This window comes from Acinetobacter sp. YH12137 (assembly GCF_013418535.1).
Classification (GTDB): Bacteria; Pseudomonadota; Gammaproteobacteria; order Pseudomonadales; family Moraxellaceae; genus Acinetobacter.
Genome location: NZ_VPBW01000008.1, coordinates 76,151 through 87,739 on the forward strand (window position 1 = coordinate 76,151; position 11,589 = coordinate 87,739).

The following is an 11,589-nucleotide window of genomic DNA, read 5'->3' on the forward strand; positions in this document are numbered from 1 at the left end:
GCTAAACTTATGAAAAACTTAATAAAAATATCTAAATGATTGATTTGATATCTTTTAATTAAAATGGCAAAACAAAGTCCTAAAGCTGCTGAAAAATGTCAAATATTTGACAATCAGTGTGCGCAAAAAGCCTGATTAAAGTACTCAAACAGTTCTGGAGTCTGGCTCCAGAGCAATAGAGAAATAGCGAGGAGAAGTACCATTGCTATCGCAATGGAAAGCTTGAGCAGAAAGGTGGAATCAGTCATGTACGATTTGCTCCTCATTTACCCATAAGTGCACCAGTACACCAAAAATACTTAAGGCAATCGACAGCATCCATACCGCATTATAATTGCCACTCATGTCATGGTTTACACCGCCGAGCCAGCCGCCAAAGAATGAACCGACCTGATGGGTAAAGAATACAATCCCGCTGAGCATGGTCAGATATTTCACGCCAAACATATTGGCAACAATACCGTTGGTCAGTGGTACGGTAGAAAGCCATAATAATCCCATGATGACACCAAACGCATAGACCGTCCAGGTGCTTAAAGGCAGCATCAGAAAGGCGATAATTGCAAGCCCGCGCAGACCGTATAAGCCCATTAGCAGACGTGATTTGGAATATTTTCCACCGAGCCAACCAGCCGTATAGGTACCGACAACATTAAACAGGCCGACCAGCGCCAGAAAAATGGTACCAGTTGTAGCATTGAAACCATGATCAATCAGATAGCCTGGCAGGTGAATCCCGATAAAGACCACCTGAAAGCCACAGACAAAAAAGCCCATCGCCAGAAACCAGAATGGCTTATGGTTTTTGACTACCACTAAAATCTCTTTAAAGCTGAGTGATACCTTATTCGGTGTAGGAGTCGCATTCGGATCGACATACATCGGGGCTTTTAGCATCCAGGCCAAAGGTACAATCAAAGCGATTAAAATTGAGCTAACGACAAGTGCTGCTGACCAGCCGACATTTTGTAAAAGTAATAATGTTGAAGGCAGCATAATAAACTGGCCGAAGGAGCCTGCTGCACTGGCAATCCCCATTGCCAGACTGCGTTTTTCAGGTGGTGCAGCTCGTCCAACCGCAGATAATAAAACCGGGAAAGAGGTGGCAGACAAGGCCAGACCTAAAATCAGTCCGACGCTGAGATTCAACAATAATCCGGTTGAACTGACAGCCATCAATAACAGGCCAAGCGCATATAAGGCACCGCCAACGGCAACGACAATCTTGCTGCCATATTTGTCAGCGAAGGCACCAGTAATGGGTTGAACAGCACCCCAGATCAAATTCTGCATGGCAATGGCTAAACTAAAGACATTATGACCCCAGCCAAATTCTTCACTCATTGGTACCAGATACAGGCCAAATGCATGACGAATCCCTAAAGATAAAGCCAGAATAATGGCAGCGCCAATCAGCATAAAAATCAGGGTTCTGGAAAATTGACTGTCAGCCATAAGTCATTCATGCATATAAAGTTGATAGATATAGTATTCGATTCAACCTAGAGAGGCGATAAAATAAAAATTAATCAAACGATAAATTTTTTTTATAGCTGCATAGAACGTCAGAAAACAGAACAACGGCCGTAGCCGTTGTCCTGAAGTATTCAGTTTTTTTAATGAAAGAATTAATTGATTAGAAACGCATCCCGAATCCGGCATAGGCCAGAATTGGATTGACTTCAATATCGGCTTTGGAGCGAATCAGTTCACCTAGATTTGCATCTGTTACCGTAATCGTGGTGTCATTTTTCAGATGAGCATAAGATACAGAACCTACCGCGAACCAGGTATCATTAAAGTCATAAGTGAAGCCGACAGTCGCGACAGGAGCAAAAGCATCAGACGCTTCCAGATCAACTTTTGGATTAGCACTACTTTCTATCCCATCTAGAGAAGCGCCAGCTTTGCCTTCCTTAATGTTGGCAATCATATGACCGGCTTTAATCAGGTCTTGTTCAGTACTTGAATTGATTTCCAGTTCATTGAAATAGGCATACATGAGTCCAAGCCCGACATAAGGACGGAATTTATTGACACCTGTTTTGCCAAAATGGTACTGAAATTCAAAAGCCGGGGTCCAGGCACGTGCAGATGCTGCCGGTCCATATGCTTCCAGATCCGTAATCGGGATGTCATTTTTTAAGTCAATACTCGGTAAATCAATGCCACCCGGTATTTGAGGAATTAAATCAATACTTGGCGTTGCCATTGCAGAGAATGGTGCATAAATCTTGCCTTTACCTTGCAAGTCGACTTTGGGAGGAATGCCGGCTTTTATTTCCAGTGAGACATTGTCGGTAAAGAAATAGTTGGTCATGATCCCGAGTGTAGTGACATCATCAGCTTCCAGACCTGTTCCAGCATTATTCCAGCTTTCCAAGCCATAAATCTCTGCACTGCCACTTAAATTGCCAGATAAAGTTTTTCCGCCTAAGCCATCGATGAGGTTAATGAAGCCGGTTGAAAGATTCGACTCCATAGCAGGATCAAGATTGCCTTTGACTGCAGCGATCGAGATGTCACCAACTTTAGCCGTTTCACCATCTTGAACTGCTGTATTTACCGCAAATGGTTGTGCTTTTCCTTGTGGCATGACATGCAGTGCACCGACTGAAACGGAAAATCGCTTAAAGCCATCGCCATCCTGTAGGCTGAAATATGGGGATTCTGCATGTGCAAGCAGGGGTAGTGTGGCTAGACCTGCCATGCATACCATGATTGTCTTCATTGTTCAGAGGACTCCTTGTCCGTGCTAGTTATTTGTTTTTCTATTGAACAATTTAGTTAAATCTCACCAATTTACACAGTTACAGAACGAGTAGTGAAAAGTTAACAGAAAGTAAAAAATGCCAAAATTTGTATAAATTGTATTAATAAAATATATATTTATGTAAAAATTATTATGAATAGTGAAGATAAATAGGATATTAATTTTTATAAAATTTTCAGTTTTATCGAAGTAATAGAATAATAAGTGGGTAACATTTTTCTCATTAATCTAAGTTTTAAATAATGATTTAAGCTTTCTATCCTGGACGTGATTTGTACAAGAAATCAGAAAATTTTCTGCTCAAAACCTACTAGAAAAAGCTTGAATAAATTTAGCCAACCGGTGGTACACAGCAGATAGAGTTTTTTTGTACAATAGCCGCATAAATTATTGAGTATTGCGCATGAGCTCCCAAAATTCTCCCAAGAAAAAGCCCTTGGTTAATTTACCGTTTCCATTAAAACAAGCAGAACAATCTGCTTCAGATGAGGTTCTGGAAGATCTACGACCTAAACCGCAGCGTTATGCCGACCGGACTTGGATGCCACCTCGTGGTACACGCCGTTCAATGGGCAAACGTTAAAAAATAAAAAAGCCATGAAGTTCATGGCTTTTTTATGAGTAAAATTTGGGAGCTACCTTAGCGAACTGTTTTACGTGCTTTATTTTCAGGTTTTGGTGGGGCAATCTCACGATCACCTTTCCAGACATCAATAAAGTCTTTTTCATTGATATTATAAAGTTCCAGAAGTGCCAAAATCACAGCACCAAACAGCATGGAACCTTCAGAATTATTCTGGAAATCAAAAATCTTGCCATTCAGGTTATGCAGAATATCTTCAATCTCAAATACACGATCGCGGCCATTGCTGTCGACCGGATAAATCTGAGTGTTAAGCAGAATCTTGGCCAGACTCTTTTCATTGTCGGTCAGTGCCAGAACATCAATCAGCTCATCTGTTGCCGGAGTAAAAATCACCGAATCCCGAAAGATGGTATGCAGGAATTGCGACGTAATTTTCGGAAGCGCTTTTTCTACAAAAGGCCGGAAAGATTGCGGAAAAATGACATTGTGAGAAATGCCTTTGAACATTGGAGCGATCTCTTCGACTTTATAACCAGCAATGCCACAACCGACCGAAGTAATAAAATATTTAATTTTAGGATGGTTCTTGGTGTAAATCTTGAAGTCATCAATATAGTGCTGGATTTGTGAGAGAGGCATCTGTTGCAAATGCTCATTCATAGTCGGAATGGCATAACTTTGACCTGCCCAGCCACGACCAACCCCCATGACCGCCCCAAAATGCTCATAAGCTGTTCTGGCTGCTCCTCCGGCATGTTGTCCAGCCAAGTTGCTTCCGAAAACAAATACCGTATTTTCTGGCAGAGATTTAACAATACTTTCATCGTGATAATGGTAAGTCATGGCTTTTTTATTCGATGTCCTGATTAGCTTCATGTTGCCTTTGAATTGAATAAGGGTCAAGGTATTATTATGCAGGACTAGCCAAACAGATAGGACAATATTCCACCCATGATCCAAAACAGCATACCGAGTAAACCTAAATAAAGTTGTTGTCTGAAAATGCTTAATTTATTCTTTTGCACAAGTGATACTCATGGGTGAGTTTTAAAAAAAGTGTTTTTGAATAAGAAAGTAAATAACGCTAACTAAATAGAAAAGGCCCAAACAAAATATGATTGTGCCCATATAGCGAAACTGATTCTTAGTCACGATTTCACGATACTCTTTATCTTTCATTATCCTGCCAATTTTTTATAATTTTTAAAGATCTCAATTTTATATTGATTGTTGCATAATTCAAAATTGATTTGGATTGATCTGTACCTTATTCATTAAATCTAAGTAAAGTAAAGCACTATAAAATAATGACAATGATACTGTTTTATTTTACTAAACAGAAACCTGGATAGGGATTGAGTAATTCAGTTTTACCCCCATAATAAATTGAGTCGATATCCGCAGTGAAATGATTAAAGCTATGAGTGATAAACAACCCTTTGAACTGGTGACCAATTATCAACCTGCTGGCGATCAGCCACAGGCCATTGAAAAGCTGGTCAAGGGTATAGAAAAAGGCTATCACGATCAGCTTTTGCTGGGGGTTACCGGTTCAGGTAAAACCTATACTATGGCCAATGTCATTGCCCGTACCCAGCGTCCGACTATTGTCATGGCCCATAACAAAACGCTGGCTGCACAGCTCTACGGCGAATTTAAAGCATTTTTCCCGAATAATGCGGTTGAATATTTTGTCAGTTATTATGACTACTATCAGCCAGAAGCCTATGTACCATCTTCAGATACCTTTATCGAGAAAGATGCGGCAATTAATGACCACATTGACCAGATGCGTCTTTCGGCCACCCGTGCACTTTTAGAACGTCGCGACGCAATTATTGTCGCTTCAGTGTCTGCGATTTACGGTCTGGGTGATCCGAATGCCTATATGAGCATGTTGCTGCATGTGGTCGAAGGCGACCGTATTGGATGTGATGATATTATTCGCCGTCTGGTTGAAATGCAGTATTCGCGTAATGAACTGGAATTCCTGCGCGGTACCTATCGTATTCGTGGTGAGATCATTGATATTTTCCCAGCCGAATCGGATCAGGATGCCATCCGGATTGAGCTGTTTGATGATGAAGTCGACTCCATTCGCTGGTTTGATCCTTTAACCGGGAAAATGATCCGTAAAGTGCCGCGTGTCACGATCTATCCTAAAAGTCACTATGTAACACCGAAAGACAATTTGGCTCGCGCGATTGAAACGATTCGAGATGAGTTAAAAGAACGTCTGGTCTTTTTCCGTGAAAATGACAAGTTGCTGGAAGCTCAGCGGATCGAGCAGCGTACCCGTTATGATCTAGAAATGATGCAGCAGCTTGGTTATACCAACGGGATCGAAAACTATTCACGTCATTTATCGGGCCGTCCGGCAGGCGAAGCACCGCCGACGCTTTTTGATTATGTACCCGATGATGCCTTGCTGATTATCGATGAATCGCACGTGACTGTTCCACAAATTGGAGCCATGTACAAAGGTGACCGTTCCCGTAAAGAAAATCTGGTGAATTACGGTTTCCGCTTGCCAAGTGCGCTGGATAACCGTCCAATGAAATTTGAGGAATGGGAACGTATTGTACCGACGACCGTGTACGTCAGTGCCACACCTGCACGATATGAACTGGAAAAATCTGAACAGGTAGTCGAGCAGGTGGTTCGTCCAACCGGTCTGATTGATCCGGAAATTGAAATCCGTCCAGTCCTGACTCAGGTCGATGATGTACTGTCTGAAATCAATATCCGTAAGGAAATGAATGAACGTGTGCTGGTGACGACCTTGACCAAGCGTATGGCAGAAGACCTGACGTCCTATTTAAAAGAATACGGAATCAAGGTTGCCTATTTGCACTCCGATATTGATACTGTTGAGCGTGTGAAAATTATTCATGAGCTGCGTACCGGTGTGCACGATGTTCTGGTCGGCATTAACCTGCTGCGTGAAGGTCTAGATATGCCAGAAGTTTCACTGGTTGCGATTTTGGATGCGGATAAAGAAGGTTTTCTGCGTTCAGAACGTTCATTGATTCAGACCATTGGTCGTGCTGCGCGTAACTTGAAAGGTAAAGCGATTTTGTATGCGGATCGCATCACCGATTCAATGCAAAAAGCCATTGATGAGACTGAACGCCGTCGTGCCAAACAGATTCAGTTCAATGAAGAGCATGGTATTACACCACGTAGTGCAGTACGTCAGGTGATTAAGGAAATTGATACGGGTGAAGTGCTGGATGATGAAACTATTGAGCTGAAAGCTTCCGATCAGGCCCGTGCGATCAGTGCAGATGAACGCCATATCATGGCCGATCCAAAGATGTTCGCGAAGCATATCAATAAACTGGAGAAAGAAATGCTCAAGGCTTCAAAAGAGCTACAATTTGAGCAGGCTGCACGTATACGGGATGAAATTTTACGTTTAAAAGCGCAGATGTTAAGTTAGGTCTGTGTGTAAATTACAGATTTAAATTACGTAAAATCAATCACAAATCTAACATAATGCTACAAAGTATGTCTGCGGATGCCGCTATTGTAAGTACGAAATATTCATGTTGAAAATTTTGTCCTGATCAACAAATAGGTATCGTATGACAACTAAAAATAATCTCCCTCATGCGGGATTGAAACTTGCAAAAATTGCAGTGGGTGGTGCAGTTCTACTTGGACTCGGGGCTGCAACTATGGCTTATGCCAAGAACGATTCTTTACCCACTGTAGAGAAAGTTGAACTGGATCGTTATTTGGGCACCTGGTATGAAGTGGCTCGTAAACCACTTACATTCCAGAACAAGTGTGATCGTGATGTTACGGCGACGTATACATTAAATGAAAATGGTAACGTTAATGTAGATAACCGCTGTATCCAGAAAAATGGTCAGGTGACCCAATCCGTAGGTGAGGCATACATTCAGAATGCACCTTATAACACCAAGCTCAAAGTAAGTTTCTTACCAGAGTTTATTCGCTGGTTGCCAGTGGGCCGTGGCGATTATTGGGTATTGAAACTGGATGATAATTATCAAACCGTACTGGTCGGCGAGCCTAAACGTAAATATATGTGGGTATTGTCACGTGATCCTCAACTGGATCAGAACGTGGTGAATGAATACCTGCAATATGCGCAATCTGTGGGTTATGATTTGAGTGATGTGATTCATACCAAACAGACCCAACAGGCAAGAAAATAAAAGGCCACTTGGGTTAGGTATAAAAACCATGCTTCGGCATGGTTTTTTAATGCTTCTCTTTTTTGAATTATATATTTTGCCTTGCTATCACCTTTGGTCAGATGAATCTTCAAGCTTTATTTTAGACTAATCGTTATAATGCGCTGGAATGATCTTGAGTTTGAAGCATGTATAAAGGCATTGCATTATCGGTATTGGCATCAGTAGTATTTGGTGTTCTTTATATATTCACGCCATTTTTGCAGCCTTTAGACAGTGAACAGACCTTTGCCTGGCGGATGTTGGCGACCATTCCATTTTTGACTGCGTTCATGTGGTGGTCAGGTGACCTCAGCCATATCACTCAAATTTTAAAACGCATTCTCAAACAACCTGCTTTTCTGCTCTGGTTGATCATCAGTTCCCTGTTATGTACGACACAGTTGTGGCTCTTTTTATGGGGACCAATTAATGGCCGCGGTTTACAGGTATCCCTAGGATATTTCCTGTTGCCCTTAGTCATGGTGCTGGTCGGATGTGTGCTTTATAAGGAAAAACTATCGCGCTGGCAGATGGCAGCAGTCGCACTGGCCATATTAGGTGTGGGACATGAAATCTGGCGAATCGGTTCGATCGCCTGGGAAACGGTCTATGTGGCTTTGGCTTATCCACTGTATTTCTTCCTGCGCCGTCGCTTTGGTACGGATCACTTGGGTGGATTCTGGTGGGACTTGTGTCTGATTCTGCCAGTGGCTTTCTATCTGGGCTTTGTACATAGCGATTCTCTCAAGCTTATGGTCAGTTTCCCTCATCTCATCTTGGCAGTGTTGGGTTTGGGCTTCTTAAGTGCTTTAGGCTTAGGTAGTTATATTCTGGCAAGCCGTTATCTGCCTTTCGTAATTTTTGGTCTGCTGAGCTATCTGGAGCCAGTACTTTTGGCTTTTGCGTCTATGGCATTAGGGGAGCGGGTTGAAGCCGGCGAATGGCTGACCTATCTTCCGATCTGGCTGGCCGTCGTATTGTTGGTAATTGAAGGTATACTACACATTATTGAACAACGAAAAAGACGCCTGACACTAGCACAAAATTTAGAGCGTTATCAGAAACGTTTAGATTCTTGAATGATAAATTTGGCTGAATAAACAACATTTAACAAAAATCTGGTTTTTATAGTTAATAGATGATTTTTCAAATTTTAAATGCAAAATCATCTGACTAATTACAATTATTTTCAAAATTTATAGTGAATATATCGGATTTTCGGCCAGAGTTAATCAGCTTTTGATTCAAACTTGCGGCCAATTCCATTACAATTATCGGGTTTTGAAATTTATGCTTAGATTTACAATTAATTAGAGGACGTATCTGTGAGCAAAGACACTATCGTTGCCCTCCATGCAGAGCACCAAGGTCGTTGGAAAAACCGTGAAGAACTTGCGGAACGTATGATTGCCCTAGTAGGTCAGTTATATCGTGAAAAAAATATCGTAGCTACAGTTTACGGTCGCTCTTTAATTAACCGTTCTGTAATCCAGATCCTTAAAGCGCATCGTCGTACTCGCGTATTAGACGTTGAGCTTTCTGTTGTAGACACTTTCCCAATCCTTGAAGCATTGGCAAAAGTGGAAAACATCGGTACTGCTGAAATTGATCTAGGCAAACTTGCTGTTGAATTCAAAGCAAAAGGTGGTGATGTTAACGCATTCGTTGCTGACGCTGTGAAATCACTTGAAGGCAATGCAACTTCTGTAGAAGGTAAAGATGTTGTGCTTTACGGTTTCGGTCGTATTGGTCGTATCCTTGCCCGTTTGATGATCAGCCAGTCAGGTCTAGGCCGCGGCTTGAACCTGAAAGCAATCGTAGTTCGTAAATCATCTGACGGTGACCTTGAAAAACGTGCGTCTTTATTACGTCGTGACTCAATCCACGGTCCATTTGCGGGTACGATTTCTGTAGACGAAGAAAACGAAGCAATCATTGCAAACGGCCAGTTCATCAAAGTGATCTATGCATCTAATCCATCTGAAGTGGATTATACTGCATACGGTATCGAAAATGCATTAGTGATCGACAACACTGGTAAATGGCGTGATGCTGAAGGTCTTGCTCAACACCTGAAATGTCCAGGCGCTGCTCGCGTAATTCTGACTGCACCTGGTAAAGGTGACATGAAGAACGTTGTATTTGGTGTGAACCAGGCTGACATCCTTGATGAAGATCAAATCATCTCTGCTGCAAGCTGTACTACCAATGCGATCACTCCAACACTGAAAGTGTTAAACGACAAATACACAGTGATCAATGGTCACGTTGAAACAGTTCACTCGTTCACAAACGACCAGAACCTGATCGACAACTACCATAAAGCTGATCGTCGTGGCCGTGCTGCAACATTGAACATGGTTATTACTGAGACTGGTGCTGCTAAAGCGGTTGCGAAAGCACTTCCTGCACTGAAAGGCAAGTTGACTGGTAACTCTGTACGTGTTCCTACGCCAAACGTATCTCTTGCAATTCTGAACCTGACTTTAGACAAAGAAGTTGATCGTGATGAAGTAAATGAATACATTCGCCAAATCTCAATCAATTCTAACCTTCAAGGTCAAATCGGTTATACAAACTCGACCGAAGTTGTATCTTCTGACTTTATCGGTTCTCGTACTGCAGGTGTATTCGACGCTCAAGCGACCATCACTTCAGGCAACCGTTTAACTTGCTACGTTTGGTATGATAACGAAGTAGGTTATAGCTGCCAGGTACTTCGCATTGCTGAACAAATGGGCGGCGTAAGCTATCCAAAAGTTCCTGCTGAAACAAATGCATAATTTGTAGAAGTCATCTAAAAAAAGAGCCTCTTTTGAGGCTCTTTTTTATTGTGGAAGATAAAGGTGGAAAATTAGTTTTATCAAATCATATGCATTAATTGATGGAAAATTCACCTTGATACGCTCATATGAATCTGTTAGCTTACAAATGGTAAGTACATTAAAAATAGTAAGTAATAACTAAAAACCGTGATCAAGAAAGGAACTCTTCAATGACCAAGTATGCAATCAGTCCATTACTGGGGCAGGTGCTATCTAATGAATGCCCATCCCGTGAAATACTGGAACATCTCACCAATAAATGGTCGATCTTGGTTTTACGTTGCCTGAGTGAAGGTGTGCATCGCTTTAGCGAGTTGAAACAGCGCATTGAAGGTGTCAGTGAAAAGATGCTTTCCCAGACTTTAAAAATGCTGGAACAAGATGGTTTTATTCTGCGTACTGTCTATCCGGTGGTGCCACCTAAAGTAGAATATCAGTTGACGATTACTGGCTCACAAGCAGCTGAAAAAATAATGAATTTGATTGGCTGGATTGAGAAAAGCCTGCCTGAGATTTTGGAAAATAAAGAACGTATATAACAAATTTAATTTAGATTAAATTTAGAAGAGACAGTAAATGGATATATCTAATTGGGACTGGGGGGCAACGGCCACGCTTATAGCGGCTGGGGTGGCATGGCTGATTTCAAAGGAATGGAAGACTCAGAAAAGTAGTGAAGTAATAGCTAATGAGGCTCAATCATTATTAATGTTAATAAATGATTATGATAGTCAATGCTTAGAAGTTCATAGTGCAATTATGAACCAAAGAAGAGCTATAGTAGAACTCGAAAATCTTAAGAATATAGCTTTAAAAATAAGATCGAAAGCCCAGTTTTTTTATGAACTCACCTTCAATAAGCATGATGAGCTATTAGAGTTAAAAGATGAGATTACAAGAGTATATAAGACATTAGAAAAATTTGAAGGAGCTGAGTTTAAAAATATCATTCTAGATAATAATTTTCCTTACCTAGTTGAGGTAATGCGTGAAGTAATTAAAGAATCTAAATATTTACTTATGGCATATTTTAAACACCAAAAATAAATTTCTTTCATAAATCATTTTTTAATGACTATAAGTAAATTATATATCTAAAATAAACAATAGATTTGAGTTGGTATTGGATTCATAAGTGTGGCAGGGATGCCACACGTTTCCCATCACAACAAGGATGTTGTGTATGGGAAACAAAAG

11 protein-coding genes are annotated in these 11,589 nt (G+C 41.2%); 7 read left to right on the forward strand and 4 right to left on the reverse strand.

The annotated features are described in order from the left end of the window. Window positions 1–113 precede the first annotated feature (113 nt). The 3 genes from FTU72_RS16390 to FTU72_RS06390 form a co-directional block, all read right to left on the reverse strand. On the reverse strand, window positions 114–248 hold the full coding sequence (locus FTU72_RS16390; RefSeq protein WP_257218399.1) for a hypothetical protein: 135 nt from the start codon (window positions 246–248) through the stop codon (window positions 114–116). Further along, on the reverse strand, window positions 241–1,455 hold the full coding sequence (locus FTU72_RS06385; RefSeq protein ID WP_180052559.1) for an MFS transporter: 1,215 nt from the start codon (window positions 1,453–1,455) through the stop codon (window positions 241–243). Before FTU72_RS06385 ends, FTU72_RS16390 begins: the two co-directional genes overlap by 8 nt. A 181-nt stretch (window positions 1,456–1,636) precedes the next feature. Beyond that, window positions 1,637–2,731 (reverse strand): OmpW family protein, encoded by a 1,095-nt coding sequence (locus FTU72_RS06390; protein WP_034702885.1) that lies wholly within the window; start codon window positions 2,729–2,731, stop codon window positions 1,637–1,639. A gap of 445 nt (window positions 2,732–3,176) precedes the next feature. On the opposite strand from FTU72_RS06390, the gene FTU72_RS06395 reads away from it, so the two are divergent. Next, window positions 3,177–3,356 carry a hypothetical protein gene (locus FTU72_RS06395; RefSeq protein WP_004782731.1) on the forward strand — a complete coding sequence of 60 codons (180 nt, stop codon included), beginning with the start codon at window positions 3,177–3,179 and terminating at the stop codon, window positions 3,354–3,356. Window positions 3,357–3,413: 57 nt separating this feature from the next. Here the strand turns inward: FTU72_RS06395 and FTU72_RS06400 are convergent, their stop codons facing one another. Further along, the gene (locus FTU72_RS06400; RefSeq protein WP_034580895.1) at window positions 3,414–4,202 is read right to left on the reverse strand and encodes a hypothetical protein; all 789 of its coding nucleotides are present in this window, start codon (window positions 4,200–4,202) and stop codon (window positions 3,414–3,416) included. A gap of 577 nt (window positions 4,203–4,779) precedes the next feature. Between FTU72_RS06400 and uvrB the strand changes: the two genes are divergently transcribed. The 6 genes from uvrB to FTU72_RS06430 all read left to right on the forward strand — a co-directional run bounded on the left by uvrB (window position 4,780) and on the right by FTU72_RS06430 (window position 11,439). Beyond that, on the forward strand, window positions 4,780–6,801 hold the full coding sequence (gene uvrB / locus FTU72_RS06405; RefSeq protein WP_180052560.1) for an excinuclease ABC subunit UvrB: 2,022 nt from the start codon (window positions 4,780–4,782) through the stop codon (window positions 6,799–6,801). Window positions 6,802–6,946: 145 nt separating this feature from the next. Next, window positions 6,947–7,546, forward strand: coding sequence for a lipocalin family protein (locus FTU72_RS06410; RefSeq protein WP_004782725.1), 600 nt, complete (start codon window positions 6,947–6,949; stop codon window positions 7,544–7,546). A gap of 167 nt (window positions 7,547–7,713) precedes the next feature. Further along, the gene (gene rarD, locus FTU72_RS06415) at window positions 7,714–8,646 is read left to right on the forward strand and encodes an EamA family transporter RarD (protein WP_034702892.1); all 933 of its coding nucleotides are present in this window, start codon (window positions 7,714–7,716) and stop codon (window positions 8,644–8,646) included. A 246-nt stretch (window positions 8,647–8,892) separates the two neighbouring features. After that, the gene (locus tag FTU72_RS06420) at window positions 8,893–10,350 is read left to right on the forward strand and encodes a glyceraldehyde-3-phosphate dehydrogenase (RefSeq protein WP_004782721.1); all 1,458 of its coding nucleotides are present in this window, start codon (window positions 8,893–8,895) and stop codon (window positions 10,348–10,350) included. Window positions 10,351–10,562: 212 nt separating this feature from the next. Further along, a complete protein-coding gene (locus FTU72_RS06425; protein WP_180016739.1) occupies window positions 10,563–10,931 on the forward strand; it encodes a helix-turn-helix domain-containing protein in 369 nt (122 codons plus the stop codon). 37 nt (window positions 10,932–10,968) lie between these two features. Then, a complete protein-coding gene (locus tag FTU72_RS06430) occupies window positions 10,969–11,439 on the forward strand; it encodes a hypothetical protein (RefSeq protein WP_005107387.1) in 471 nt (156 codons plus the stop codon). The last annotated feature ends 150 nt before the right edge of the window (window positions 11,440–11,589 follow it).